The organism is Kitasatospora paranensis (genome assembly GCF_039544005.1).
GTDB lineage: Bacteria > Actinomycetota > Actinomycetes > Streptomycetales > Streptomycetaceae > Kitasatospora > Kitasatospora paranensis.
The window spans coordinates 1,514,028-1,539,620 of sequence record NZ_BAABKV010000001.1; the positions used below are offsets into that span (position 1 = coordinate 1,514,028).

Annotated in this window: 24 protein-coding genes and 3 pseudogenes; 16 read left to right on the top strand and 11 right to left on the bottom strand. The window is 74.2% G+C overall.

Features of this window, described 5'->3' with window-relative positions:
* Positions 1-95 precede the first annotated feature (95 nt).
* The 8 genes from ABEB13_RS07645 (at position 96) to ABEB13_RS07680 (ending at position 6,728) form a co-directional block, all read left to right on the top strand.
* Positions 96-404, top strand: a complete 309-nt coding sequence (locus ABEB13_RS07645; protein ID WP_345704837.1) for a hypothetical protein — start codon at positions 96-98, stop codon at positions 402-404.
* A complete protein-coding gene (locus ABEB13_RS07650) occupies positions 401-1,363 on the top strand; it encodes an FAD:protein FMN transferase (protein WP_345704838.1) in 963 nt (320 codons plus the stop codon). The genes ABEB13_RS07645 and ABEB13_RS07650 overlap by 4 nt, the downstream gene beginning before the upstream one ends.
* Entirely contained in the window at positions 1,360-2,112 is a 753-nt protein-coding gene (locus ABEB13_RS07655) for a ferric reductase-like transmembrane domain-containing protein (RefSeq protein ID WP_345704839.1), read from the top strand. The genes ABEB13_RS07650 and ABEB13_RS07655 overlap by 4 nt, the downstream gene beginning before the upstream one ends.
* Positions 2,109-3,449 carry an NADH-ubiquinone oxidoreductase-F iron-sulfur binding region domain-containing protein gene (locus ABEB13_RS07660; protein ID WP_345704840.1) on the top strand — a complete coding sequence of 447 codons (1,341 nt, stop codon included), beginning with the start codon at positions 2,109-2,111 and terminating at the stop codon, positions 3,447-3,449. The genes ABEB13_RS07655 and ABEB13_RS07660 overlap by 4 nt, the downstream gene beginning before the upstream one ends.
* The gene (locus ABEB13_RS07665; protein WP_345704841.1) at positions 3,446-3,673 is read left to right on the top strand and encodes a ferredoxin; all 228 of its coding nucleotides are present in this window, start codon (positions 3,446-3,448) and stop codon (positions 3,671-3,673) included. The genes ABEB13_RS07660 and ABEB13_RS07665 overlap by 4 nt, the downstream gene beginning before the upstream one ends.
* A 112-nt stretch (positions 3,674-3,785) precedes the next feature.
* A complete protein-coding gene (locus tag ABEB13_RS07670) occupies positions 3,786-4,502 on the top strand; it encodes a hypothetical protein (protein ID WP_345704842.1) in 717 nt (238 codons plus the stop codon).
* Between the two features lie 822 nt (positions 4,503-5,324).
* The gene (locus ABEB13_RS07675) at positions 5,325-5,858 is read left to right on the top strand and encodes a flavodoxin family protein (RefSeq protein ID WP_345704843.1); all 534 of its coding nucleotides are present in this window, start codon (positions 5,325-5,327) and stop codon (positions 5,856-5,858) included.
* A 483-nt stretch (positions 5,859-6,341) separates the two neighbouring features.
* Positions 6,342-6,728 carry an avidin/streptavidin family protein gene (locus ABEB13_RS07680; RefSeq protein WP_345704844.1) on the top strand — a complete coding sequence of 129 codons (387 nt, stop codon included), beginning with the start codon at positions 6,342-6,344 and terminating at the stop codon, positions 6,726-6,728.
* Between the two features lie 344 nt (positions 6,729-7,072).
* On the opposite strand, the gene ABEB13_RS07685 is transcribed toward ABEB13_RS07680, so the two are convergent.
* A complete protein-coding gene (locus ABEB13_RS07685; protein WP_345704845.1) occupies positions 7,073-8,983 on the bottom strand; it encodes a putative Ig domain-containing protein in 1,911 nt (636 codons plus the stop codon).
* 886 nt (positions 8,984-9,869) lie between these two features.
* Between ABEB13_RS07685 and ABEB13_RS07690 the strand changes: the two genes are divergently transcribed.
* From ABEB13_RS07690 to ABEB13_RS07715, 6 genes are all read left to right on the top strand, one after another.
* On the top strand, positions 9,870-10,460 hold the full coding sequence (locus ABEB13_RS07690) for a site-2 protease family protein (protein ID WP_345704846.1): 591 nt from the start codon (positions 9,870-9,872) through the stop codon (positions 10,458-10,460).
* Positions 10,445-10,879: a hypothetical protein gene (locus ABEB13_RS07695; protein WP_345704847.1), complete on the top strand. Its 435-nt coding sequence runs from the start codon at positions 10,445-10,447 to the stop codon at positions 10,877-10,879. Before ABEB13_RS07690 ends, ABEB13_RS07695 begins: the two co-directional genes overlap by 16 nt.
* 463 nt (positions 10,880-11,342) lie before the next feature.
* Complete coding sequence (locus ABEB13_RS07700; RefSeq protein ID WP_345704848.1) at positions 11,343-11,780, top strand: hypothetical protein; 438 nt, start codon at positions 11,343-11,345, stop codon at positions 11,778-11,780.
* 290 nt (positions 11,781-12,070) lie between these two features.
* Positions 12,071-12,820, top strand: coding sequence for a ferric reductase-like transmembrane domain-containing protein (locus ABEB13_RS07705; RefSeq protein ID WP_345704849.1), 750 nt, complete (start codon positions 12,071-12,073; stop codon positions 12,818-12,820).
* A gap of 289 nt (positions 12,821-13,109) precedes the next feature.
* Positions 13,110-14,621 (top strand): FAD-dependent oxidoreductase, encoded by a 1,512-nt coding sequence (locus ABEB13_RS07710; RefSeq protein WP_345704850.1) that lies wholly within the window; start codon positions 13,110-13,112, stop codon positions 14,619-14,621.
* Entirely contained in the window at positions 14,618-14,860 is a 243-nt protein-coding gene (locus ABEB13_RS07715) for a hypothetical protein (protein ID WP_345704851.1), read from the top strand. The genes ABEB13_RS07710 and ABEB13_RS07715 overlap by 4 nt, the downstream gene beginning before the upstream one ends.
* 9 nt (positions 14,861-14,869) lie before the next feature.
* Here the strand turns inward: ABEB13_RS07715 and ABEB13_RS07720 are convergent, their stop codons facing one another.
* From ABEB13_RS07720 to ABEB13_RS07740, 5 genes and pseudogenes are all read right to left on the bottom strand, one after another.
* On the bottom strand, positions 14,870-16,249 hold the full coding sequence (locus ABEB13_RS07720; protein ID WP_345704852.1) for a Ni/Fe hydrogenase subunit alpha: 1,380 nt from the start codon (positions 16,247-16,249) through the stop codon (positions 14,870-14,872).
* A pseudogene (locus tag ABEB13_RS07725) lies at positions 16,246-17,033 on the bottom strand (NADH-quinone oxidoreductase subunit B family protein). Before ABEB13_RS07725 ends, ABEB13_RS07720 begins: the two are co-directional and overlap by 4 nt.
* A gap of 1 nt (position 17,034) precedes the next feature.
* Positions 17,035-17,862: an FAD/NAD(P)-binding protein gene (locus ABEB13_RS07730; RefSeq protein WP_345709587.1), complete on the bottom strand. Its 828-nt coding sequence runs from the start codon at positions 17,860-17,862 to the stop codon at positions 17,035-17,037.
* A complete protein-coding gene (locus tag ABEB13_RS07735; RefSeq protein ID WP_345709588.1) occupies positions 17,859-18,329 on the bottom strand; it encodes a cyclic nucleotide-binding domain-containing protein in 471 nt (156 codons plus the stop codon). Before ABEB13_RS07735 ends, ABEB13_RS07730 begins: the two co-directional genes overlap by 4 nt.
* 19 nt (positions 18,330-18,348) lie before the next feature.
* Positions 18,349-19,485, bottom strand: a pseudogene (locus ABEB13_RS07740) (4Fe-4S dicluster domain-containing protein); the annotation flags it as partial.
* Positions 19,486-19,647: 162 nt separating this feature from the next.
* Here ABEB13_RS07740 and ABEB13_RS07745 point away from each other — a divergent pair.
* A complete protein-coding gene (locus tag ABEB13_RS07745; protein ID WP_345704853.1) occupies positions 19,648-20,160 on the top strand; it encodes a hydrogenase maturation protease in 513 nt (170 codons plus the stop codon).
* 7 nt (positions 20,161-20,167) lie between these two features.
* Here the strand turns inward: ABEB13_RS07745 and ABEB13_RS07750 are convergent, their stop codons facing one another.
* Positions 20,168-20,872: a helix-turn-helix domain-containing protein gene (locus tag ABEB13_RS07750; protein WP_345704854.1), complete on the bottom strand. Its 705-nt coding sequence runs from the start codon at positions 20,870-20,872 to the stop codon at positions 20,168-20,170.
* Between the two features lie 209 nt (positions 20,873-21,081).
* On the opposite strand from ABEB13_RS07750, the pseudogene ABEB13_RS07755 reads away from it, so the two are divergent.
* Positions 21,082-22,799 (top strand): annotated as a pseudogene (locus ABEB13_RS07755) (sensor histidine kinase).
* On the opposite strand, the gene ABEB13_RS07760 reads toward ABEB13_RS07755, so the two are convergent.
* The 4 genes from ABEB13_RS07760 to ABEB13_RS07775 form a co-directional block, all read right to left on the bottom strand.
* Positions 22,786-23,790: an Acg family FMN-binding oxidoreductase gene (locus ABEB13_RS07760; protein ID WP_345709589.1), complete on the bottom strand. Its 1,005-nt coding sequence runs from the start codon at positions 23,788-23,790 to the stop codon at positions 22,786-22,788. The pseudogene ABEB13_RS07755 and the gene ABEB13_RS07760 overlap by 14 nt on opposite strands.
* Positions 23,787-24,080 carry an SHOCT domain-containing protein gene (locus ABEB13_RS07765; protein WP_345704855.1) on the bottom strand — a complete coding sequence of 98 codons (294 nt, stop codon included), beginning with the start codon at positions 24,078-24,080 and terminating at the stop codon, positions 23,787-23,789. The genes ABEB13_RS07760 and ABEB13_RS07765 overlap by 4 nt, the downstream gene beginning before the upstream one ends.
* Before the next feature lie 113 nt (positions 24,081-24,193).
* Positions 24,194-24,883, bottom strand: a complete 690-nt coding sequence (locus ABEB13_RS07770) for a response regulator (protein WP_345704856.1) — start codon at positions 24,881-24,883, stop codon at positions 24,194-24,196.
* A gap of 105 nt (positions 24,884-24,988) precedes the next feature.
* Complete coding sequence (locus ABEB13_RS07775) at positions 24,989-25,591, bottom strand: CBS domain-containing protein (protein ID WP_345704857.1); 603 nt, start codon at positions 25,589-25,591, stop codon at positions 24,989-24,991.
* Between the last annotated feature and the right edge of the window lie 2 nt (positions 25,592-25,593).

Sequence of the window (25,593 nt, forward strand, 5' to 3'; positions counted from 1 at the left end):
TGTCGGACGCTGGAGGCCTGGCGGTACGGACGCGACCCCGCCGAGACGCATCCTCGGACGACGGGTGCCGGGGCGCCGCCGTCGGGAGGTGCACGATGCCGGACTCCGACCCTTTCCAGGACCAGCGCGCCGTCCGCCGGCGCGACCGAGGTCTGCGCCGTGTCGGCGCGGTCACCGCCGCCGCGCTGACGGCCGCCGCCGCTGGCACCGCGATCCTGGGCACCCAGTACCGCAGCCAGCTGCCGGGTGCCGCCGTCGCCCCCGCAACGACGACCTCACCCGGTGCAGCGGGCACGCCCGGGACGCCGACCCCGCAGTCGACCGCGCCGCGGCCGCCCGCCCAGGCCCCGGCGCCGGTCACCCCGCACACGCAGGCACCGGCCACCACCTCGGGTGCGTCGTGACCGCGGCGGCCGTCCGACACTCCACCACGACCTTCCCGGCCTTGGGGACGACGGCGGTGCTGCTGGTGGCCGACCCCGGCGGCACGGCAACCGCCCTCCGGGTGCTGGAGGAGGAACTCTCGGCGATCGACCTCGCGTGCAGCAGGTTCCGGCCCGACTCCGAACTCTCCCGGGCCAACCGCGCCGACGGCCCGGTCACGGTCGGCCCGCTGTTCGCCGAGGCGATCGAGGCCGCGTTGCGGGCGGCGGAGGCCACCGACGGCGCGGTCGATCCCACCGTCGGCCCTGCCGTCTCGGCGCTCGGCTACGACCGGACCTTCGCCTCGGTGCGGCCCGAGGACGTCGCACCGGTGACCCCGGTCCGGCCGTCCGGCTGGCGCTGCATCGAGTGGCACGCACGGGCCAGGCGGCTGCGGCTGCCTCCGGGGACCGCACTCGACCTGGGGGCAACGGCCAAAGCGCTGGCCGCGGATCGTGCGGCCGAGCGTGCGACGCGTCTCACCGGGTGCGGGGTGCTGGTCAATCTCGGCGGTGATCTGGCGACCGCAGGCCCCGCACCGGGCGGGGGCTGGCAGGTGGCGATCGCCGACGATCACACGGCCCCAGCCGACGGAGCCGGCCCTGCGGTGTCCGTCCGCAGCGGTGGCCTGGCCACCTCGGGCACCACCGTGCGGAGCTGGCGGCGCGGCGGCCGGACACTCCACCACATCGTCGACCCGGCCACCGGGGACATCCCGGTCCCCCTCTGGCGGACCGTCAGCGTCGCCGCCGCGACCTGCGTCGACGCCAACACCGCGGCCACCGCGGCGGTCGTACGCGGTGCGCAGGCGCTCAGCTGGCTGAACACACTCCGCCTGCCGGCCCGCCTCGTGCGCACCGACGGATCCGTGGTGGTGGTCGGCGGCTGGCCGCCCGACCCCGCCGCCGATCCCGCCCGCGCCCAGGGAGGATCCCGATGACCGGCACCATGCAGTTCGCCTCCGCGGGCCCGAGCCCGCTCTGGTACGCGACCCGGGCCGGCGGCACCGTCGCACTCGTCCTGCTCACGGCCACACTCGTCCTGGGGATCGCGGCCGGCGGCCGGTACGCGCCCAAGCGGATCGCCCGGTTCGAGATCGGCGCCCTGCACCGGAACCTCTCACTGCTCACCCTCGCGTTCCTCGGCCTCCACATCGCGACCGCGATCGCCGACCCGTTCGTCCACCTGACCTGGCTGGACGCGGTGGTGCCCTTCGCCTCCTCGTACCGCCCGCTGTGGCTGGGACTCGGGGCCCTCGCCCTGGACCTGCTGCTGGCCGTCCTGGTGACCAGCGCGGTACGGCTGCGGATCGGCCGCAGGGCGTGGAAGGCGGTGCACTGGCTCGCCTACGCGGTCTGGCCGCTGGCGCTGTTCCACGGCGCGGGCACCGGGACGGACACCCGGCTGACACTGCAACTGGGTCTCACCGCCGGCTGTCTCACCGCCGTGGTGGCCGCGGTGTGGTGGCGCCTGGTCCGGGCGGGTCCAGGGCACCGGGCCGGCCGGATCTGGGCTGCTCTGTCCGCGGCCGCCGTGCCCGCCCTCGTGGTGGCGCTGCTCGCGGCCGGCCCGGCAAGGACCGGCTGGGCCCACCACGGCGGCACCATCGAGCGACCGGGCACGGTCGCCACCGACCACCGGACCGCCGGCGACGACGGCGCGGACGTGGACCGAGGAGACGACCAGTGATCCCGCAGACCAGCACAGTCGAGGCCCCGCAGCCGCAGTACATCCCCGAAGGCCCGGCCGGCGCCAGGCTGCTGCACGGCTGGTACGCCACCGGCGGGCCCGCCGGCCTGGCCGAGCACCTGCGGCGGTACGGTCGGCCGCCCACCGCTTCCGGCCGCCGGGCCGCGACGGGGCTGATCCGTGCGGTCGACGAGGCCGGGCTGACCGGGCGGGGCGGCGCCGCCTTCCCGACCGGGCGCAAGCTCCGCTCGGTCGCCGAACGGCGGGGCCGGGCCGTGGTCGTGGCCAACGGCATGGAGAGCGAGCCCGCCAGCGGGAAGGACACGGCCCTGCTCGACCTCGCCCCCCACCTGGTGCTCGACGGCGCCACCCTGGCCGCAGCCGCCGTCGGCGCCTCCGCCGTCCATCTCTGCGTGCCCCGCACCCGGTCGTGGCAGTTCGAGCGGCTGACCGCCGCCGTCGACGAGCGGCGGCGCTCCGACCTGGACCGGGTGCCCGTCCACGTGCACGCCCTTCCCCACCACTACGTCTCCAGCGAGGAGACCTCGCTGGTGCGCTGGCTGAACGGCGGCGACGCCCGCCCCTCGGCCGCCCCGCCACGGCCGTACGAGAAGGGCGTGGGCGGGCGCCCCACCCTCGTCGACAACGTGGAGACCCTCGCCCACCTCGCCCTCATCGCCCGCTACGGGCCACAGTGGTTCCGCGCCGCCGGGAGCCCGGACGCGCCCGGCACGAGCCTGGTCACGGTCTCGGGTGCGGTCCGTGTCCCCGGCGTCCGCGAGATCCCGCTCGGCACCCCGGTCGGGGCCGTCCTGGACGCCGCCGGCGGCGCCTCCGAGCCGCTCCGGGCGGTCCTTGTCGGCGGGTATTTCGGCAGCTGGCTGCCGCTCCCGGCGACGGACGTGCCGTTCAGCCGGAGCGGACTCGCCCAGGTCGGTGCCGGGCCGGGCGCGGGTGTGCTCACCGCGCTCCCCGAAGATGCCTGCGGCCTCGCCGAGACGGCGCGGGTGCTCGGCTACCTCGCCGCCCAGAGCGCCCGCCAGTGCGGGCCGTGCCGGTTCGGGCTGCCCGCCGTCGCCGACGACTTCGCCCGGCTCGCCGACGGGCACGCCGACCCGGAGCTGCTCGAACGGCTGCACCGCAGGACCGGTCTGCTCGCCGGCCGCGGTGCCTGCCGCCACCCTGACGGCGCCTCCCGGCTGGCCGCGACCGCCCTGGAGGTGTTCGAGGACGACGTGCGCCGACACGTGCTGCAGGGGCCTTGCGGCCCCGCCGTGCGCCGGGCCGTCCTCTCGGTGCCCGACCATGCGGACCCGGAGAGCGAGGGGTGGCGGTGACCCGGCACCACCGGCTCGCCGTCGACCGCGTCGCCTGCGACGGCCGTGGACTCTGCGCCGAGTTGCTGCCCGAACTGGTCACCCTCGACGAGTGGGGCTACCCGGTCCTCACGGGGTCCGCCGTGCCCGGAGAACTCCTGGCCGACGCCCGGCGCGCGGTCGCGGCCTGTCCCGTTCTGGCACTGCGGCTGGAACGGGGCCCCGATCGTCCCGTCCGCACGTGACCTGAACCACTTCTTAGTGCTCACCCGGGCACACTGCTGACGGTCCCGCACCGGACGGGACACCGTCCCGCCCACGGCGCGGTCCTGCATCACCGGAAGGCGGAGTCAGCACATGCACTCGACAGGCAGCACCACGGCGCCGACGGGCAGGACCGTACCGACTCCGACGGGGCTCCTGGGAGGGCCCGACGGGAACCGGCGGCTGGTCGCCGCCACCGGTGCGCTCCTGCTGGTCCTCCTCGCGGCGCAGGGCGTCACCATTCTGTTCCTCGGGCAGCTCCTCACTTGGCACTTCTTCATAGGAATGCTGCTCGTCGGCCCTGTCGTGCTCAAACTCGGCAGCACGGGCTACCGCTTCGTCCGCTACTACGCCGGCAACCCGGCCTATCGGCGACAGGGACCGCCGCATCCGCTGCTGCGGCTGCTCGCCCCGCTCGTCGTCGCCACCACGGTCGCCGTGCTGGCCACCGGCGGTGCGCTGGCACTCATGGGGCGGGACACCGGGCCGGTGCCCGTCCTGTTCCTCCACAAGGCCAGCTTCGTCTGCTGGGCGGCGGCGACCGGCGTCCACGTGCTGGCCCACGTGTGGCGTCTGCCCAGGCTGATCGGCGCCGACCTGCGGCTGCGCGCCGCACGCCACGGTGGGCCCCGCGTCCGCGGCACCGCCGTCCGCTGGTCGCTGCTGGGTGCGGCGCTGGCAGCAGGGCTCGCCCTGGCCCTCGTCGGCACACCGCTGGCCGCGCGGTGGCAGTCGTCCGCTCACCACGCCGGACGACACCACGTGAAGCACTCCGCTGCCTCGGCACCGGCGGCCGGCCGACCGTCCTGACCCGAAGCACGGTCGACGGGAGGCCGCGATCCGGCCTCCGGTCGACGGTCACGCATCGCACCGGCGCGTCCTGGCGTCGCGCTGGGGAGTCCCCGGCTGCGGGGCCGCGCAGTCGGTGGACGATCGTGCACGGCGCCTCGACCGTCACCCGCTGGATCAGCCGGAATCGCTCCGGCGGGACGTCGTGGACCGGCGCGACATGCTGGATGCCGGCGTTGTCGACCACGATGTCGGCGTCCTCCGGCAGGCCGTCCGCGGCGACCGGGTCGGACAGGTCCACCACCACCGCCGTCCCGCCGCACTCCTCGGCGCTCGCATTCGCCGCCTCGGCGGCGCGCTCCACGACGTGGACCCGGGCCCCGCGCCGGCGAATCCGAGCGCACCGGCCCGGCCGCGACACGGCCCGGTGGCCCATACCGCTCGTGGCACCCTCTGAAGCAAGGTGGGCCGTCGGTCGGCTCCGCGCGCCGCGGTCACGGCGTGCCGCGGACGTTTGCAAGGGCGGCACGGCGGGCCGCTCGCCCGCCCCGGCCTCAGGTCGCAGGCGGTTGGGCCTTCCGCCGGTCCCCTGGGGCCGACCGGCCCCCGCAGCCACGACCCGGGTGGGCGAAGACTGGTAATGACGGGTCCGGCGCTGGATCAGGGAGATCCACGCCGGGGCGGGACGCATTCTCCACGGCTGCCACGGACCCGGCCGTGCCGGACGCCGACAGATCCATGAGACCGGCGGGGCAGCGCACGGGGACACCTCCCGGCCCTCGCGGTGGCCCTCCACCTGAACCCCGCCGACCGGCGGCGGCGAAGCGAAGGAAGTGAGACGCGATGCAAGCCCTGATCGTCTACGAGAGCATGTACGGCAACACGCACGAGATCGCCGAGGCGATCGCCGAGGGAATCCAGGAGGCCCACCCGGACGCCTCCGTTCGGTGCCTGACCGCCGTCGCGGCCGACGCCGACCAGACCCGTGCGGCCGACCTGCTGGTGGTCGGCGGCCCGACGCACATGCGCGGCATGTCCAGCGGCATGAGCCGCCGAATGGCCGTGTCGGCCGAAGCCAGGAAGGAAGGCCACGACGAGCAGGCGCAGGAGGCGGCCGACACAGCAGAGGGACCGGGGTTGCGCCGCTGGTTCCACGACCTCTCCGACACCGAACCCGGCACGTACGCCGCCGCCTTCGACACCCGTCTGGACGGCCGGCTCGCCGGCGGAGCCGCCGAGGGCATCGCGCAGCGGCTCTCGCACCACCACTACGACGTCATGGTCGAGCCCGAGGGTTTCATCGTCGAGGACGCCGACGGGCCGCTGCGCACGGGCGAGATCGAACGCGCGAAGGCCTGGGGCTCCGGCCTCGTCTGACCGCCGGTCCCGGGACCGGCACCCGGCCGTCCGCGGCGCAGGGCAGGCGGAGCGCTCGGGCAGGTCCTCGGCCCGGTTCTCCGCGTGCGGCACAGCCACCAGCAGCAGGGCCCGAGGACGGGGCATGAACGGGCCGTCGCCGAACTCCCCCGGGCAGTCTCGACTGCCGCCATGGGCGACGAGCACAATCCCCAATTTCCCACGTGGGCTCGGCCGAAAGTTCCGGGCGAGTCCGGTGATGGCGGGTGGCAGGACCGCGCACCGTGCCCGCGTCCGCATGGACCTCCGGGTGGAGGTCGCCACGGGGACGGTGTCCTCCAGCGGGCCGACGGACCCCGGCACCGGTCGGTGGCGAGCAGCGCCGCGACGTGCCGTCCCATCGGATACGGCAGACAGTGGTGTGCGGAGCGCGATCGCCGGGGTCGACGGCCCGCACCGGGTACGACAGAACGGCATGCCGCCGGTTGAACACGAGGAGTGGCTGTGAGCGAGGAACTTGCAGGAGACTGGTACAACGAATTCGGCTCGCACCTGCGCCTGGTGGCCGATCCGGCCGGTCGGCTGACCGGGACATTCACCCCCGGCGCCGGGCCGGGCGGTCGGCGCGACCTTGTCGGGCAGTTCGACGTGGGTACCACAGCCGCGGGAATTGCGCTCGGGTGGACGGTCGCCTGGCGCGACGAGTACGGCGGACCCGCCTCGGTGACGAGCTGGAGCGGCCAGTGGCTGCCAGGAGAGCAACGCATCGTGGCGGGCTGGCTGTTCACGACCGCGACGGATCCGGATGAGGCGTGGAAGGCCACCGTGATCGGCCGGGACACCTTCCTGCGTCGACCGTCGTCCGGGGCAGCCGGACGGCCCGGTGCGTGACGGACGGCACGTCCCCCTGCCCGGGCGGACGCAGGAGGACGGCGCACAGGGACATCACTGCCCTCGGCAACACCGAAGACCTGCCGACGACCGATCAGATACTCGGCGACCTCCTGCTGATCGGTAGGGCCATCCGGATGCTGGTGCGTGCCCGCCGGGAGGGGCTGCGCTGTCGGGCACGGACTCCGCCGCTTCCTCCGGCCGCGGACGACGAGCAGCCGGCCTGGGGTGGACCTGACCGGCCCGACCCCACAACCGATGCGGAACGAGCCACCCGCACCGTAGGGATGACCGCCGGGGGCGGGCCCGGGGGCCTGCCCCCGGCGGTCGCCGGGTGCCGTGGGTCAGGAGACGTTGAGGGCGGTGTCGTCGATCACGAAGCTGGTCTGCAGCGAGGAGTCCTCGGTGCCGGTGAACTTCAGGGTGACGGACTGGCCCGCGTAGGCGGAGAGGTCGAAGGTCTTCTGGGCGTACCCGGTGTTCTTGTTGAGGTTGGAGTAGGTGGCGAGGGTGGTGGTGTTGGCCTGGAGCTTCAGCGTGTCGTAGGCCGAGGTGGTCGTGGTCTCGGCGGTGTCGATGTGCAGCCAGAGGGTGAGGGTCGCCTTGCAGCCGGCGGGGACGCTGACGGCCTGCGACAGGGTGTCGGTGTGGGCGCTGCCGTAGCCGTTCAGCCAGGACTTCCAGGATCCGGAGTGCGCAGCCTCGGACGAGGAGTTGTCGACGACACCGGCGGAGGCGCTCCACGGTGCGGCGGTGCCGGTCTCGAAGCCGGGGTTGCCGAGCAGCTGGCGGGCGGTGCAGCCACCGCCGGTGGACTCCGTCCAGGAGAAGGAGGTGCTGCCGGTGGCGTTGGTGGTGTCCTTGGCGGTCACCGTCACCGTGGAGGTGCCCGCGGTGGTGGGGGTGCCGGAGACGAGGCCGGTGGCGGAGTTGATCGACAGGCCGGCGGGCAGCCCGGTGGCCGAGTAGGTGAGGGTCTGGCCGGACGCCGAGTCGGAGGCGCTGATCTGCAGGCTCACCGCGGTGCCGACGGTGCCGCTCTGGCTGCCGGGGTTGGTGACCGTCACGGTGTTGCCGGTGGAGCCGCCGCCCACGATCGGGTGGGAGATGGCGCAGGAGTTGGTGTCGTTGGACCAGCTGGCCTGCTCGGCCCAGGTGCCGAACCCGCCGAAGGTGATGTTGGCCGCGCCGCCCGTGGTGCCCGGGGAGAGCCAGGCGCACTCGTCGGAGTTCTCCTGGCCGTCGTAGCTGCCGCCGGTGTGGTTGGTCCAGCCGCCGGCCGGGTTCTGGTCGGACATCATCTCGTGCCACTCGTGGCCCAGCGTCATCGTCCACCCGTCCAGCGTGCCGGGGGAGTTGACGAAGCCGACGCCGCACCCGGCGCCCGAGTCCATGTTGTACGGCTGGTTGCTGAACGCGATGTCGCCGTACGGGGAGGTGACGGCGCCGCCGGTGAGCGTGCTGTCACCGTTGTAGTCGTGCCACGCGCAGTACTGGTTCTGGTAGTTGTCGGGGTTGGTGCCGTGCGGCGAGAGGATCACGTAGTACGCGTCACGGTTGGAGGCAGCCGTCGTGTTGCCGAAGTGCGCGGCCGCGTTGACGGCCTCCTGGCCGAGCTGGTGGCCGCTGGCGGCACTGGGCGACGCGGCCGCGTTGTCGTACCAGACGCCAGAGAGCACGCCACCGCTCTGGTACGGGACGAAGTTGGCGTTGGAGGGGCAACTCGTGGCACCAGTGGTCACGTTCGGCCCGTCGCACCACTGGGTCAGGTCCGCGGACCAGAGCTCGTTGCCGGTGCCGATGCCCTTGAACATCTGCTGCGCGGCGCCCGCGGCCCCGGCGGAGTCGCCGGAGAACTTCGCGTTCCCGTTGGCGTCGGTGCTCTGCGTGCCCCACTGCGTTCCGTAGAACACCAGATAGACCTTGGAGTGGCCGCTCTGGACGCCGATCCCGTCGATGCCGCCGCCGTAGGACAGCGTCTGCGGGCCGGTCGCGGCGTTGAGTGCCGGGTGGCCGGCCGCCCAGGCCTGCATCTTGGCGTGCTGCGGGATCGTCGGCACCACGCCGTGCCGGTAGGTGTGCTGGTAGGCGGGGCTGAAGGGGTTCGCGACGGCGCCGCTCTGCGACGGCTCCGCGGCCGTGACGGCCGATGCCTGGGGTGCGGCGGTGGCCAGCAGTGCGCCGGTGAGGAGCGAGAGTGACGCAAGGCCGGTCAGGGCCGTGCGCGCCGCGCTGCCGGTACGGGGGATACCCATGTGTGGGGGTTCCTCTCTCCTGCAGACCCCGGCGCCGGTCGGCGCGGGCGGTCTGCTCCGTGGGACAGGTCCGTGGGACAGGGCAGTGAAGGGCACGGGTCGTGCGGCATTTCGGGGTGGCCGGACGAGGGCCGGCGTTCTCGCGACAGGACGGCAGGGCAGCTCTCCGCTCCGGTCCGCCCAGGCGGGGGCCCGGGCAGGGTGGACACCGGGTCCACGGTGGGGTGAGGTGCGGGGAACGTTCCGTACTGGCGTGAGGGTGAGCGCCACAGGCGGGGCGGGATGCACCGGATCTGACGCTCCGACAGCTGGTGTGCCGATCGCTGGCGTGAAGCAAAGCAGGGTTGACCGAGAGGGGTCAACGGATCCTGCGACGGTTTCTGTTCAGGCGTCAGAACTCAGAGGAAACTCAGAAGTTGACTTCCCGTCGAGCCTGGCAAAGACATTCCCAACGGTCGGAGAGGGAATCGTATGGGCCGGCTTCGGGGTCAGCCGTTCGGGCGCCCGACCCCTCTCGTGGCACCCGGTGGTGACGCCCCTGCCAAGTGGCCGCCGCCGGCACCCCGGCCGGGCCGAGCACCCCGACGACCCGCGACAGGAGCCCGTCCCCCGATTCGGCGCGCTGCTCCACCCTGCCGGTCCCACGGACGGGCTCCGCCGGCAGCTCACCGGCGTCCGCGGTGAGCGGAAGACGGCCGGGCGCGATCAGCGGAAGCGCGTGCCCGAAGCGGCGAAGCACGGACCAGAGCGAGCAGGCCACCCGACCGCCGACCGACCGGGACCGAACGGCCCTGTCCGGGGCCGGAGCATGGGCGGAGAGTGGGAGTGGAGGGGCCGCTGCCGCGTCCGTACGGGTCACGCGAGGCGGGCACGGAAGGAGGACGCGATGAACGGTTCGGTGCCGCTGGGCCGGCTCTTCGGCGTGCCGTTGCGGATCCACTGGAGCGCACCCCTGCTGGTCCTCCTGCTGAGCAACAGCCTGAGCGGGCGGACACTGCCCGCCTGGGCGCCCGGGCATTCCGCCGGCGTCTACGCGGCGGCGGGCCTGCTGGGCGCGGTGCTGCTGCTGGCGAGCCTGCTCGCGCACGAGGCCGCGCACGCGGTCGTGGCCCGCCGCGCCGGGATCGGCGTCCAGGACGTCACCGTGTGGGGCCTGGGCGGGGTGACCCGGATGGGGCGGGCCGGGACGCCCCGGGTCCAGTTCGCGGTGTCGGCTGCCGGCCCGCTGACCAGCCTGGCCCTCGGCGGGCTCGGGCTGGCCACCGGGGTCGGGGCGCACCAGGCCGGTGCGGCGGTGCTCGCGGCCGTACTGTTCTGGACGGGGTGGGCCAACCTGCTTCTCGGGGTCTTCAACCTGCTGCCGGCGGCACCCTGGACGGCGGGCGGGTCCTCCAGGCCGCGGTCTGGCGCCGGCTCGGTGATCGCGAGCAGGCGGAGCGGGTGGCCGGCCGCTGTGGCCAGGTGGCCGGCGCGCTGATGGTGTTCGGCGGCTGGTTCGAAGTGCTGCACGGTTCGGGCGCGGGGCTGTGGCTCCTGCTGATCGGATTCTTCGTCTCGGTGTCCGCGGGGGCCGAGGTCCGCCGTTCCGCTCTGGAGACCGCACTGCAGGGTGTCCCGATCACCGAGGCCATGTCCTCCCCTGTCGTCACCGCCTCCGACTGGCTCACCACCGAACGGCTCCTCGAAGAACTCCCGACGAAGGGCCGCCACTCGGTGCTTCCGCTGGTCGACTTCGACGGGCGGGCGAGCGGCCTGCTCGCGGTTCGCCGTCTGTCGGCCGTCCCGGCCGCACGGCGTGCTGAAGTACGGGCCCGCGAGCTGGCTGTTCCCCTGTCGCGGTGCCCCGTCGCCTCCCCGGCGACAGCCTGGTCGAGACGCTGGAACGTGCGGGCATGACATTGCCGCTGCTGGTCCTGGACGGCGGACGCCCGGTCGGCATCGTCACCGCCCACGACATTTCCCGTCTCGTCGAGCACCCTCGGCCCGACCGCCGGGCTCCCGGACCGACCCCCACCCCTCGGCGTAGCCGCCGGCCCACGCACGGGCGGGGTCGTGGGACCGGAGGCCCCGGCCGGACCAGTGCCCTGCCGTGGCACTGCGACCGGATCGGCGCGGCTGAGCGCGGGTGTGCCCGGCAGCCTCGGGCTTCTTTGCGTCCGCATGGTGGAACTGAGAGGAACCTCAGAGGTTCGAGGCGCTGACAACAACCTGACGGAGCATCAGACTTGGCGGCGCCACGTCAATCACGACGGGGCGTACGACCGCGTCGGTCCGCCGGAGTGGAACGCCGTCCGGGCTGCCCGCCCCGGGCGGTGCGCCCTCCGGCGGACCGGCGCGGCCCTCGATCCCCGGAGGCCCCATGTCACCGCGCACTCCTGCCCCCACCGCCCTCAGCGCGGCCGCCGCCGCCCTCTGCCTCGCGGTGTCCTGGATCCACATCCAGGACCAGGGCGGATTCCCCGGCGACAAGGCGCCCGGCTACGTCGGCGCCGGCTACTACCTCTTGGAGGCCGCGGGCATCGTCGCCGCCGCACTCCTGATCACCCATGGCCGGCAGGGGCGGCGCGCCCCATGGCTGCTCGCCGCAGCCGTCGCGGTCGGCCCCCTGGTGGGCTACATCCTCTCCCGAGGGCCCGGCCTGCCCAACTACAGCGACGACCGGGGCAACTGGAGCGAGCCCCTGGGCCTGGTCGCCATCGCCGTGGAGGCTGCCCTCGTGCTGACGGCCGGCGCCGTCCTCCTGGCAGGCCGGGGCGGTGCGGCAGCGCCCACCTCCGCGGCGTCCGAGGATGACTGATCCGACATATCCGAGATGTCGCTTTCACGGATTCCTTACGATGCGAATCCGAGATCTCCACGAAGACCGTGCCGAAGCCTTTCCGGAACCCGGCACCAGTGCTTGATCCTGGTGTAGCGTCATCGCCCGAAGCAGCGCGCTCTTCCGGGGAAAGAGCACACGTGCAAGGTCTCCCCGGGGTCGACGCCTGTATTCACGGAGAATTGTGAAGACTTCTCGACCCGGCGTCTCCCGGGTCGGCCCCTTGCCGTGGCGCCCCGTGAGCGCGCCGGAGCAAGGAGTCCCGTTCCATGACCACAGATTCCGGTCCTCCCGGCCGACGGCGGGCGGTTGGCAACCCGGCCGTTCTCCTCACCGCGCTGGCGGTGCTGCTGGTGGTGGCCACCGCTCTGGCGCCGGAGGCATCGGCAGCGGCCCCACCGATACCCGGGTCACCGCTGGACGCGTACAACCGGAGAATCCCGTACGACACGGGTGTGCACAGCATCGCCCGGCTGGCCGCGATCATCGCCTACGCACTGATGGTGGCCACGGTCGTCCTCGGTGCGCTGCTCAGGCTCAGGCTCATGCAACGGACGGTGAACCGCACCACGATGTACGGCGCCCATATGACGCTGGCCCTCTCCGCGCTCATCTTCGGCGGCATTCACGGCGTCACCTTCCTCTACCAGCCCATCTGGGACATCGGGCTGCACCAGCTCGTCGTCCCGTTCTCGGGCGGTCGGCAACGCCTCCCGGTCGGCTACGGAATTCTCGGAACCGAACTCGGAATCGCGGTCGGCTGCTCGATCTGGCTCCAGCAGCGGCTCGGATACGCCCGCTGGCTGCGCTTTCACCAGCTCGCCTACGTCGCATTCGCCCTGGTCTGGGTCCATGTGTTCACCGTGCACCCGGAACCGCGGCACCTGAACCCGGTGGCCGTCGGAATCGCCGCCGGGGCCGGGGCCTGCCTGTTCGCCTTCCTGATCCGGATCCTTCCTTCGCGTTCACGCCTGCGGGCCCGGAAGTCCTTCGCGGCCGGCATGGGAGGCTCCCTGTGACGGTCCACGGCGAGGGGCCGCTGTCCCCCCACCCCGTACCGGCCCACCCTGGCCACCCGCACACCTCCTGGACCGGTCCGCACCCGCACCTCCCGCCGCTGCCGCCCGGCCCGCTCCTCCCGCACCCGCAGGCGGGGCCGTGGTACCCGGCGCCGGCCGTGCAGCCGCCCCCGGTGTACCAGCCGGTGCCGTACACACCGCCGCTGCCCGTCCCGGCGGCGCCGCCCCCGAGCTCCCGCCGCCCGCACCGCTGCCCGCGGAGTCGTTCGGCCCGGCCCGACCGGCGCCGGTGCCCGAGACCGCGGCCGTCCGCATCAGCGTCGACAACAACCGCTGCCACATCTACGGCATCTGCCAGCAGGAGGCCCCCGAGGTCTTCCGGATCGCCGAGGGCGGCTCACTCCACTACACCCGGAACGTGCCCGCCCGCTTCGCGGCGCAGGCCCGGCAGGCCGTCCGGGTCTGCCCGATGCAGGCCATCGCGATCCGCGGCGGCCGGTTCCGCGAGGACGGGGCCCCCGGCGATCCGGCTCCCGCAAGCGGCCGGACACCGGCCCGCAGGCGGCGCCGGATCGTGGTGGCCGGCGGCGGACTGGCCGGGCTGAGCGCCGCCACCCGACTGCGCGAACGCGGCTTCGACGGCGAGCTGGTGATCGTCGGCGAGGAACGGCACCGCCCGTACAGCCGCCCTCCGCTGTCCAAGCAGTACCTGGCCGGCTCCCTCGGCGCCGAGGACCTCCCGTTCCGCGCGGACGCCTCGCTGGACGCCCACTGGCAGTTGGACACCCGCGTGGTCGGCCTCGACGTGGCCGGACGCTCCCTGGAACTGCGGGGCGGCGAACGGCTGCCGTTCGACGGGCTGGTGATCGCCACCGGTGTGGACGCCCGGCGCCTCCCCGAGGCGCCCGTGTTCAGCGAGCGGGTGCGCACCATCCGCACCCTGGAGGACGCGGCCGTCGTGCAGCGGGCCATGCACACCGCCCGCGCACACCACGTCGTCATCCTCGGCGGCGGCTTCGTCGGCTGCGAACTGGCCTGCACCGCCCGCGAACACGGCATGGACGTGACCCTCGTCGTACACAGCGCACCACTGCTGCGCCGGGTCCTGGGCACCCGGATCGGCACGGTGGTCGGCGACATCCAGCGCCGGGCCGGCGTCGACGTCCGGCTCAGCACCCGGATCACCGAGTGGCGGGACACCGGCGACGGACTGCGGCTCCGACTGGACGACGGCGACGTCATCGACAGCGACTTCGTGGTGCTCGGCCTCGGCGGGGTGCCCCGCACCGAGTGGCTGCGCGGCAGCGGGCTGGACGTGTCCGACGGCGTACTGACCGACGAGACATGCCACGCGGTCGACCTCGGCGGGACGGCCGTGCCCCACATCGTGGCGGCGGGCGACGTCGCCCGGTGGCCCAACCCGCGCTTCGACACCGTCCCACGCCGCATCGAACACCTGATCCACGCCGTCGAGATGGGCCAGCACGCCGCCGACTCGCTGCTCCGCGGCCCCGCGCGGTCCGCCCGGTTCACCCCGGTGCCGCGCTTCTGGTCCGAGCAGCACGGCACCCGCATCCAGGCCGTGGGCATCCCCGCGCTCGGCGAGGAGGTCGAGATCGTCGAGGGCTCGCTGCGCTCGGAGCGATTCGTGGCCAGGTACACCCGCCCGACCCGGCACGGCCCGCAGACGGTCGCCGCGGTGGCCTTCGACATGCCGCTCGAACTCCTCGCCCACCGGGATCTCGTCGGTCACACCACTCGTCCGCAGCCGCGGACCACGACACGAAGGAGACGCCGTTGAGCCGCCGTGCCCGGCGCGGACGCACCGTCCCCCGACCCACCTACGGAGGCCCACTGCCCTGGCTGCTCAGCCTCCCGGCGCGGCTGCACCTGCGCTGGGCGCTGATCCTCGCCGTCATGGTCGTCGCCATGGGGGCGTACGGCCGGACGCTGGTCACCGCCCCACCGATGCCGCCCGGCAAGGCCCCCGGCGTCGAACAGGGCGGCGCGCCGGCCGGCTCGTCCGTCGCGGCCCGCTGACACGGCAGGTCAGCCGGCCGCCCCGTCCCGGTCGACCGTGAGGTCGAGGAAGTGGGTGGAGCAGGAGATGCACGGATCGTGGTTGCGGATCACCCGTTCACAGAGGGTGGTGAGCTCGGCGTCACCGGGGTCGCCGGACCGCAGCCGGTCCTGCACCGTGCGTCGGATGTCCTCCTCGATCGCGTCCTGGTTCTGGGCGGTCGGCGGGACGAGATCGGCGGCGGTGACGGCTCCGTCCGCGTCGAGGGTGTAGCGGTGGTACAGCAGGCCGCGGGGCGCCTCGGTCGCCCCGTGCCCGGTGCCGGGCCTTGCGGGCACCTCGACGTACGGACGGGGAGGCGGCTCGTAGTCCTCGATGATGCGCAGGGCCTCGTCCACGGCGTGCAGCACCTCGACCGCCCGGACGACGATGCTGCGGAACGGGTTGCGGCAGACCGCTCCCTGCAGCGGGTCGCCGAGTCCGGCGTCCAGGGCGGCCTGCCGCGCCACCGGCGCGAGCCAGCGGCCGCTGACGGCGTAGCGGGCCAGTGGCCCGGTCAGGTGGCGGCGGCCGTCGAGACGTGCGTGCAGGGCGGTGGAGTGCGGCGTCTGGTGCTCGACGACGTGCTCCCCGAAGGCGCGGACGGCGAAGGTGCGGGTGGCCAGCGCCCGGTCGCTGGTGGCGGCGAGTCCGGCCGTGTGCGGCGCGGCCATGACGGTCGGGGTGCCCGACGCGATCGCGTAGCTGCCGGGTTCGGCGAGGGCGAGCAGGTCGTGGTCGCAGCCCGCCTCGGGAAAGTCGAATCCGGCCACCCAGTCGACGGTCAGCGCCGCGTCCTCCCGTGCCCTGCGCAACTGCTCGACAAGAGTCAGGAGTTCGGCCCGGCCGGGGACCCGGTGGAAGCCGCCGACGCGGAGGTTGACCGGGTGGATCGCCCGGCCTCCGAGCCGTTCGATGATCGCGTTGCCGGTCTGCTTGAGCCGCAGGCCGCGTTCGACGTCGGCACGCCTGATCCGGGACAGTTCGACGACGTTGTCGCAGCCGTGGAAGTCGGGGGCGTGCAGGAGGTGGATGTGCAGGGCGTGGCTCTCGATCCACTCACCGCAGTAGACCAGGCTTCGCAGGGAAGCGAGTTGGCCGTCGACCTCGACCCCGCAGACGTCCTCGATCGCGCGGCATGCGCTCAGCTGGTACGCGACCGGGCAGATGCCGCAGATCCGGGACGTGAGGTCCGGGGGCTCGGTGTAGGAACGTCCGCGCAGCAGCGCCTCGAAGAAGCGCGGCGGCTCGTAGACCGCCAGTCGGGCCTCGGCGACCTCCCGTCCCCGCAACCGCAGGTGGAGGGCGCCCTCGCCCTCGACACGGGAGAGCGCCCCGACCCGCAGGACCCGGGAGCCTCGGTGGGTCACCGTTCGAGTTCCTTCCGCGAGGCGGCCTCGAACTCCTCGGCCGCGGTGTTGAACGTGCGCAGCACCCGGACGACGTCCAGGGTCTGCATGCCGTCCCGGCGCAGGAGCGGGACGAAGGCGGGCAGGTTGGTGGAATCGGACGGGCCGAAGCAGCCGTAGCAGCCGCGCCCGAAGGTCGGGCAGATCGCGCCGCAGCCGGCGTGGGTGACCGGCCCGAGACAGGGGTGCCGTGGGCCACCGTCACGCAGACCGTGCCACGCTGCTTGCACTCGAAGCAGACGGAGTGCGCGGGGACATCGGGGGTGCGTCCGGCGAGGTACGCGGAGATGACCTCGATCAGCTGACGGCGGTCGATGGGGCAGCCACGCAGTTCGAAGTCGACGGCGACGTGGGCGCCGATGGGGGTGGAGGTGGCGAGGGTGGCGACGTAGTCGGGGCGGGCGTAGACGGCGGCCCGGAACTCCTCGATGTCCGCGTAGTTGCGCAGCGCCTGGACGCCGCCGGCGGTGGCGCAGGCCCCGATGGTCACCAGTCGGCGTGAGGCGGCACGGATCCGGTGGATCCGGTCGACGTCCTGCGGGGTGGTCACCGAGCCCTCGACCAGGGACAGGTCGTAGGGGCCGGGGACGTCGGCGCTGGATGCCTCCGTGAAGTGTGCGATCTCCACCCGGTCGGCGAGGGCGAGGAGTTCGTCCTCGCAGTCGAGCAGGGTGAGCTGGCAGCCGTCGCAGGAGGCGAACTTCCAGACGGCGAGCGTCGGTCGGCGACGGGGGTCGGCTGTCATGTCACAACTCCCTGACCATGAGGAGCGGCCGGGCGGTGGCCCAGCCCACCACCGGCCCGTCGCGGCAGAGCAGGAGGGGCCCGAGCTGGCAGTGGCCGCAGTGGCCGGTCCCGCAGTGCATGGTGCGCTCCAGTGAGACGTGGACCCGGGCCGGCTCGACGCCGCGCAGGGTGAGTTCGGCCGCGGTGGCACGGATCATCGGTTCGGGACCGCAGACGAAGGCATCCGTGTCCTCGGGCCGGAGTGCGATGCGGTCGAGCAGGGTCGTGACGACGCCGACCTCCCCCCAGAGGCTGTCGGGCCGGTCCACGGTGGTGAGGACGCGGGCCGCGGACTGCCAGTCGCGGATCTCCGCGGTGTACAGCAGGTCGCGCGGTGTGCGGGCGCCGATCAGGACGCCGATCCGCCCGTACCCCTGCGACGCCGCCAGCGCCGCGCGCACCAGCGGGCGCAGTGGTGCCAGGCCGATGCCGCCCGCGACCACCAGCAGGTCGCGACCGGCTGCCGCGGGCAGGCCCCAGCCGGTGCCGAAGGGCCCGCGGACGCCGACCGCGGCTCCGGTCTCCAGGGCATGCAGGGCGGTGGAGACGGCTCCGACGGAGCGGACGGTGTGGGTCAGCCGGTCGCCGTCCAGGGCGCTGACCGAGAGGGGGATGTCGCCGACGCCGAGCGCGTAGACCATCGCGAACTGGCCCGGAGTGAAGGGCGGCAGAGCTCGACCGGCCGGTTCGAGGACAATCGTGGCGGTGTCGTGGGTCTCGGGTCCGGCGGCCACCACCCGGTAGGGCGTCGGGACCGCGGCCGGACCGCCGAGGGGCGGCGCGGTCACGGGGCCCGGCCGGTCTCCGCGGCACCGGCCGATCCGTAGAGGTCCAGCAGCCGTGTCCGGGTGGCCTTCAGCCGGCGGGCGACGACCGCGGCGACCTCGTGGGTCACCGCCAGACCGAAGGCGGGGTCCTCCCGGCATGCCGTGCGGACGCGGGCAGCGTCGAACTCGGACGCCGCCAGGGGGCCGCGGGTCTGCGCGCCGAGGTGCCACCGGTAGGGCTCGAACAGCCAGGACCAGCCGAGCAGATCGCCCTGACCGAGGGTTTCGACGACGGCGGCGCGTCGGCCCGGGACGTGGATGTCGAGGGCGACGTGCCCGGACCGGATGATCCAGAACCGGTCGGCGTAACCGTCCTCCTCGAAGATCCGGGCGCCGCCGGGGACGGCGACCTCCCGGGCGTACCCGAGCAACCTGTCCCGGTGGGCGGGGGCGAGGGCGGCGAGAAAGCCGTGCTGGGCCGTGTTCACCGCGGGTCCCCTGGCCGGTGGCCCCGGCCCCGGCCTCCCGCTCCCGGTGGAGCGCGTGCGCCTCCTCGGTGATGTCGATGCCGACCGGGCACCACACGATGCAGCGTCCGCAGCCGACACACCCCGAACTGCCGAACTGGTCGAACCAGGTGCCGAGCTTGTGGGTGGCCCACTGCCGGTATCGGCTGCGCGGCGACGCACGGACGGGTCCGGGCGCCAGGTGGCTGAAGTCGAGGTCGAAGCAGGACTCCCAGCGCCGCCACCGTTCGGCGTGGTCACCCGTCAGGTCGGTGACGTCCTCGGCGGAGGTGCAGAAGCAGGTCGGACAGACCATGGTGCAGTTGCCGCAGGTCAGGCAGCGGGCCGCGACGTCGTCCCAGCGCTCGGCCGTGAGCGTGTCGCGCATCAGGGCCTGCAGGTCGACCGGCGGCATGCTCCGGCCCATCCGGTCGGCAGCCCCGGCGACCCGGTCGCGGGCCGCCTCCTGCGTGGCCGGATCGGCCGGGCAGCGCGGGAGTTCGGCCAGTACGGCCGCACCCTCCTCGCTCCCGGCGCGAACGAGGAAGCGGTGCCCCGCGTCGTCGAGGACCTCGGTCAGCGCGAGGTCGTAGCCGGGCCCGGCGGCCGGGCCCGTCCCCATGGAGACGCAGAAGCAGGTGGCGCCCGGATCGGTGCATTCCACCGCGACCAGAAAGGCCTGCTCCCGGCGGCCCCGGTACCCGGGGTCGGCGTACCGGCCGCCGGTCAGCACCCGGTCCTGGATCGCGATCGCCCGCAGGTCGCACGGGCGCACGCCCAGGAAGGCGTACGACGGGGGCACGGTCTCGTCCGCGGTCACGACGAGGTCGCCGTCGGCGCCGCGGTCGGCGCTCCACTCCCGGACTCTCGGCGGGTGCAGGAACGTCTTCCAGGACTGCGGGCCGGCACTGTGCGCGAACACGGCCCCGTCCGAACGGGCCCGCAGCCGGTAGGTCCCGGCCTCCAGTTCGACGCCCCAGCCGTACGGGAGGTCGTCACCGCCGGAGATCTCGGCGAGCACGATCGCACCGTCCCGCACGGTCGGTCCGACGACCGTGCGGCCGCGGGCGGCCAGGACGCCGATCAGCGCGTGCAGGCCGTCCCGGTCGATCACCGCCGCCGCCTTGGTGTCCGCCACTGCCGAACCTCCCGGGTCGCGACCACTGTCCAGCCCAGTGTCGAAGGCTGCCGGCGGCGGACGCCGCCGCTGTGACCCGGGTGGCCCTGATCCGTAGCCCGTGCGGGTGCCGTCGGCCGCACACGCCGCTGCCGGCGCCCCCGGTGGGGAAGGGCACGCCCCATGGACAGCGCCGCGCGGATCGCCGTCGTGGGCGTGGGCAACGAGTACCGGCGGGACGACGGCGTCGGCTGCGCGGTCGTGGCCGGGCTGGCCGCGCTGGGGGCGCACGGTGGGCTGCCGGGCGGCCCCGACCTGCTGCTGTGCGACGGCGACCCCGCACGGTTGATCGCGTTCTGGGAGGGGGCGGATCTCGCGGTCGTCGTGGACGCGGCCCACGCCCGTCCGAGCCGGCCCGGACGGGTGCACCGACTGGAGGTGTCCGGCGGGCGGTTGCACTCGGAACACCCGACCAGCTCGCACGGCCTCGGCCTCGGGGATGCCGTCGAGCTGGCCCGGGAGCTGGACCGGCTGCCGCGCCGGTTGGTCGTCTACGCCGTCGAAGGGGCCGACTGCTCGTTGGGCAGGGGCCTCTCGGCACCGGTCCGCGCGGCCGTGGCCCCACTGGTCCGACGGATCGCGGACGAGGTCGCGCGGTACCGCCGAGGTGCCCCGGACGGTTCGCCGGGGCCGTAGGGCGGGGTCATTCCAGACGGCCCTCGGCGCTCACCGCGCCGATCCGGCGGCCGGTGATGTGGTCGGGCCGGATGCGGATCCACACCGGCCGGTCGCCGCCGGCCCACGGCTCGGCGCCGGGCCGCCGTTCGAGCTGCGCGACGGCCGCCGGGTCGGTGACGTGCTCGGCCGCCCCGGTGATCAGGACGCTCCATCCGCGCCTCGTCCGCTCGTCGATCCGGTCGACCTGGAAGGAGACCGGCGAGCCCGGAAGGACCGCCGCCACTGTGTGCGGCGCGGTGCGGTAGACCACCGTCCCGCCGTCGACGGTGTAGTTGACGGGCAGCACGACCGGACCGGCGTCCGCAGGCAGGGCGATCCGGCCCACGCCGCGGTCGCCGATCCTGTCCCGGCACTCGGCCTCAGTGAGCCGGATGAGGGCGGGGTGGCCCGAGGGGGCGGATCGGCCCGGCGGCGGGTCGATCGGGCCGTCCAGCAGGTCCTCGTAGGTCATGCCGAGGGCGGCGGCAATGCGCTGCAGACCGCCGGGGTCGAAGAGCGGACCGGCCTCGATGACGTGCTGGAAGTAGGCCGGGGCCATGCCGGCCCGGTCGGCCAGGGTCTCCTCGGCGAGGCCGAACCGGCTGCGGCGGTCGGCGATGCGCTGCCTGACGGCATCCATGTCGATCGTCGGCCCGGTGGTGGTGTCGGGGCCGGACTCGGTCGGCCGCATGGCGGCCTCCTCCCGTCGCGTACCGGATGTATCGCCCTCCTCCAGCCTGCCCCGGCCCGTGGCCGCGTCCATGGGCCGGGCGGGCCGGGAACCGGGCCGGTCGGCCCACCCGGGCCCGGTCGACGGGTCGCACGCGGGCCCCGGATCTAGGCTGGGCGGTGGGGCGCGGGCGGTGGTGACCGTTGGTCGGGAGACGTTCGGAGGAACCGGTGGGCAGTACGTCGGAAGGGGACTCGGTGCCCGTGCCGCCGCTGCGGCCGGACGACCTCCTGGACGAACTGCAGGCGCGGCCGGTCGCCGCAGGGGGCACGCGCGACCGGGTGCACAGCCTGTTGGAGGCCGTGCTGGCGGTCGGCAGTGACCTGGAGCTCTCGCAGGTGCTGCGGCACATCGTGGAGGCGGCGGTCTCGCTCGTCGACGCGGAGTACGGCGCGCTCGGGGTGATCGGCGAGGACCGGCGGCTGTCGCGGTTCATCCCGATCGGGTTCACCGACGCTCAGATCAAGGAGATCGGTCCGCTTCCGTCGGGACACGGTCTGCTGGGCGAGGTGATCCGCCACCCGGGGCCGCTGCGGCTTGCGGAGATCTCGGCGCACCCCGCGTCGTCCGGGTTCCCGGTCGGCCACCCCCCGATGCACAGCTTCCTGGGGGTCCCGATCCGGATCCGGGGGCGGGTGTTCGGGAATCTGTACCTGACGGAGAAGCGCGGCGGCCGTGAGTTCGACACCGAGGACGAGTCCGTCCTGACCACGCTGGCCGTGGCGGCCGGTGTCGCCGTCGACAACGCCCGGCTGTACACCCAGGCCCGGCTGCGCGAACGCTGGCTGACGGCGAGCGCGGAGATCACCCACCGGCTGATGTCGGACGCCGGTGAGGAGGAGGTGCTGGACCTGCTGGTGTCGCGGGCCGGGGAGATCGCCGGCGCGGATCTGACGGTCGTCGCCGCTCCGATCGCCGACGCGGACGAGCTCGAGGTGCGCATCGCTGTCGGCCTCGACGCCGAGGATCACGCCGGGCTCGTGCTGCCGCTGCAGGGATCCTTCGGCGGCGCCGCCCTGCGGACCGGCGGGCTGGTGGTGAGCGCGGACGTCCGGAAGGATCCGCGGATCACGGCCGGACCACCCCGCTGGGCCGGCCTCGGACCTGCCGTCGCCGTGCCGATCGCCACCGGCGAGGGCCGTGCGCGCGGTGTGCTGCTGCTGGCCCGGGCCGCCGGGCGACCCCTGTTCGAGGAGGACGAGTCGGCGCCGCTGGCGGGCTTCGCCGCCCAGGCGGCCGTCGCCATGGAGCTGGCGGAGCGGCGCCGCGACGCGGAGCAGCTCCTGCTGCTCCAGGAGCGCGACCGGATCGCCCGGGACCTGCACGACCTGGCGATCCAGCGGCTGTTCGCCACCGGCATGACCCTCCAGGGCGCGACCCGGTTCATCGATCACCCGGAGGCGGCCGACCGGGTGCTGCGGGCCATCGACGACCTCGACGAGACCGCGAAGACGATCCGGGCCACGATCTTCGGGCTACGGGCCCGCGAGGCCGGTCCGCAGGCCAAGGGCCTGCGCGCCCGCGCGGTGGAGGCGGTCGAACGGGCGGCCGAGGCACTGGGCTTCTCCCCGGCCTGCGGATGACCGGCCTGCTGGACGTCGCCGTCCCCATTGAGGTGGCCGACGAGGTGGTGGCCGTCATCCAGGAGGGCCTGTCCAACACTGCCCGGCACGCGCAGGCCGGGAGGGCGGAGGTCACCCTGGACGCCGGTGCCGAGCTGGTGGTCACCGTCACGGACGACGGCGTCGGGCTGCCCACGGGCGGCCGGCGCAGCGGCCTCGCCAACCTGGGCGAGCGGGCTGCCGCGCTGGGCGGGTCGTTCGACGCCGGGCGGCTGCCCCACGGCGGGACCCGCCTGGTGTGGCGGGTGCCGCTCAAGGACGGCTGATCTCCAGCACGTCGCCGACCGGGAGCCTGGGCGTCGGGGATCCCTCCGGCCCGTACCCGAGGCGCACCAGCATCTGGACGTGGCCCGGGCCCCGGTCCGGGTCCTGCGCCGCCGCGCGCAGATCGGGCCACTCCACGAGCTCGTGGAGCAGACCCGCCCGGACGTGGTGAACGGTGGCCAGCAGGAGGGCGTGCTCCAGGGCCATGCCGGCCCGGATCCAGTCCCGTGGGCGGTCGTGCGCGGTGGTGAGGACGGCCAGGCACGGCTCGGCCTCGAAGGCCGCGGACCGGGGCCGGCCGGTGCCCGCGAAGTCCCGCACGGGTATCCGTCCTGCGGTGTCGTGGGGCCCGAGCGCGGCGACGGGGATGCCGCGTGCGGGCCCGCCCGGCTCGTGGACGGCGCTCCGGTCCTCGGCGCGGCGCGCCGGGTCGGCGGCGCTGCGCCGTTCGGCCCGGACGGCGAGGTCCAGCAGCCGCGTGGTCTCCTCCCGGTCGGGGAAGGACAGGTCGGCCTCCTCGGCCCGGGCGGCCTCGGCGAGGTCGTCGAGCACGGCGGCCGGGACGGGCTCACCGGTGAACGGTGTCCGGACGGTGTGCCGGCGCCAGATCGCGTCGTAGAGCCTGCCGGTGAGCGGCAGGGCGACCGGGGAGGGCCGGTCCAGCACGACGGACGCCACCAGGTCGGGCGCCTCCGAGTCCGGCAGCAGCCGGACCTCGGGTGCCCAGCCCAGGCGGCGGGCGGCGGTGCGCAGATTGAGCAGCGCGGCGCCGACGGAGAGGTACAGGGCGCGCCCGTCGGGGTCGATGGCCGGCAGCGGGCGGTCGTCGCTCACCCGGAGTTCCAGGCTGGAGATGTCCTCGCTGAGCCGGAACCGCCAGGGCTGGCTGTTGTGGACGGACGGGGCGGCGACGGCGGCCGAGATGAGCTTCTCCAGGGCCGCGGCATCGATGGCCGGGGTGGTCATGGCGGTCTCCTCCGAGTGCCGGGTCAGCCGGGCCCGGCGCCGCGGCCGGCTCGGAGGGCGTCCATGCGGTGGCGGTACTCGTCGGCGTCGATCTCGCCGCGCGCGAACCGCTCACCGAGCATGTCCTCCGGCGTGGGCCGCGGGACCGGACCGCCGGCCCGCGGGTCGGACGGCCGGGCGCCGGGGTGCTGGTGCTGCGCACGGCCGAGGTAGCGGACGAGGAGCACGACGCCGAAGACCAGCAGGCCCCAGAAGAGCACCATGGCAACGGTCATCAGGCCCCATCCCCAGCCGTTCATCCCGTGGTCGTACATCATCGCGGCCTCCTCGGCCGGGCGTGGTCGGGTCGTGCGACCCTCACCACCAGCATCCGCCCGGGCTCCGGCCCCGCGATGGGGCCGATCGGCTCCCTCCGCCGGGCCGGGTGGACTCAGTGCGACCGGGGCGGATGCTCGGCCTCGGCCTGCGCGGCGAGTACTGCGGCCTGGAGGCGGCGCTCGACGCCGAGCTTGGCGAGCAGGCGCGAGACGTGGTTCTTGACGGTCTTCTCCGCCAGGTAGAGCTCCTGGCCGATCTGGCGATTGGTCTTGCCCTCGCCGACGAGCACGAGGATCTCGCGCTCGCGAGGGGTCAACTGGGCCAGCGCCGCATCGGTGTCGCTCTCGTCGTGGTGGCGCAGGCTCTCCATGAGCTTGCGGGTGGTGGCCGGGTCCAGCATGGACTGCCCGGACGCCACCGTCCGCACCGCCGCGACGAGGTCCGCACCCTTGACCTGTTTGAGGGCGTACCCGGCCGCGCCGGCCATGATGGCGTCCAGCAGGGCGTCGTCGTCGTCGAACGAGGTCAGCATCAGGCATGCCAGGTCGGGCATGGTGTCGCGCAGCTCCCGGCAGACGGTGACGCCGTCACCGTCGGGGAGGCGGACGTCGAGCACGGCCACGTCCGGGCGGAGCGCCGGCACCCGGGCCAGGGCCTGGGCGCAGGTGCCCGCCTCGCCGATCACCTCGATGTCGGGTTCGGCCTCCAGCAGGTCCCGGACACCCCGGCGCACCACCTCGTGGTCGTCGAGGAGGAACACCCGCACGGGCGGCCCGTCCTCGCCGTGGCGCGTGCCGTCCATCGTGGCTCCCTCGGGCAGACATCGGTCTCCTCGATTCTGCGCGTGAGTGCACGGTGGCGCGCAGCGGCAGGCACCGGACGGCGGCGGGCCGCACCGGGCCGATCGTCAGACCGGCGCAGTGGTCGCCACCGTGACGTCGACGACACCCGGGACGGCCCGGACGGCCGCGGCCAGCTGCGTGAGGACGGCGGCGTCCTGCCGGCCGCAGGTGAGGGTGATACGGCCGTCCTCCGCACGTACGCCGACGGACGCGGCGAGAGCGGGGCCCAGGACGGCCCGCAGCTCGGCGACGATCTGGTCGACGAGGTCGGTGTCGGCCCGGAGATGCACTTTGAGCAGGTCACCGCGGCTGACGACACCGATCAGGAAGCCTTCGTCGTCGACCACCGGGAGGCGCTTGACGCGGCCGCGCGCCATGGCGCGCCCGGCTTCCGCGAGCGGGCTGTCGGGGTGGACGGTGATCGCCGGTTCCGACATCAGCCGGCCGGCGGTGTACGCGTCGGCCCGGTCGGGGTCGTGGTCCCGGGCGGCCAGCAGGTCGGTCTCGGAGACGACGCCGACGACCCGGCCGTCACCGGCCAGGACCGGCACGGCCCGGACCTTCCACTGCTGCAGGGTCTCCAGGACCTCCGTGAAGGTCGCGCTGCGGCCGACGGCGACGACAGCCCGGGTCATGACGTCCGCGACGGTGTTCAGCCGGCTGTTCATGA

Excerpts from the sequence above, each read along its gene's own strand:
- ABEB13_RS07645 (WP_345704837.1), top strand. The coding sequence starts at position 96 with ATGCCGGACTCCGACCCTTTCCAGGACCAGCGCGCCGTCCGCCGGCGC.
- ABEB13_RS07690 (WP_345704846.1), top strand. The coding sequence starts at position 9,870 with ATGAACGGTTCGGTGCCGCTGGGCCGGCTCTTCGGCGTGCCGTTGCGG.
- ABEB13_RS07765 (WP_345704855.1), bottom strand. The coding sequence starts at position 24,080 with ATGATGTACGACCACGGGATGAACGGCTGGGGATGGGGCCTGATGACC.
- ABEB13_RS07705 (WP_345704849.1), top strand. The coding sequence starts at position 12,071 with ATGACCACAGATTCCGGTCCTCCCGGCCGACGGCGGGCGGTTGGCAAC.
- ABEB13_RS07685 (WP_345704845.1), bottom strand. The coding sequence starts at position 8,983 with ATGGGTATCCCCCGTACCGGCAGCGCGGCGCGCACGGCCCTGACCGGC.
- ABEB13_RS07750 (WP_345704854.1), bottom strand. The coding sequence starts at position 20,872 with ATGCGGCCGACCGAGTCCGGCCCCGACACCACCACCGGGCCGACGATC.
- ABEB13_RS07655 (WP_345704839.1), top strand. The coding sequence starts at position 1,360 with ATGACCGGCACCATGCAGTTCGCCTCCGCGGGCCCGAGCCCGCTCTGG.
- ABEB13_RS07770 (WP_345704856.1), bottom strand. The coding sequence starts at position 24,883 with ATGGACGGCACGCGCCACGGCGAGGACGGGCCGCCCGTGCGGGTGTTC.
- ABEB13_RS07670 (WP_345704842.1), top strand. The coding sequence starts at position 3,786 with ATGCACTCGACAGGCAGCACCACGGCGCCGACGGGCAGGACCGTACCG.
- ABEB13_RS07675 (WP_345704843.1), top strand. The coding sequence starts at position 5,325 with ATGCAAGCCCTGATCGTCTACGAGAGCATGTACGGCAACACGCACGAG.
- ABEB13_RS07775 (WP_345704857.1), bottom strand. The coding sequence starts at position 25,591 with ATGAACAGCCGGCTGAACACCGTCGCGGACGTCATGACCCGGGCTGTC.
- ABEB13_RS07700 (WP_345704848.1), top strand. The coding sequence starts at position 11,343 with ATGTCACCGCGCACTCCTGCCCCCACCGCCCTCAGCGCGGCCGCCGCC.
- ABEB13_RS07745 (WP_345704853.1), top strand. The coding sequence starts at position 19,648 with ATGGACAGCGCCGCGCGGATCGCCGTCGTGGGCGTGGGCAACGAGTAC.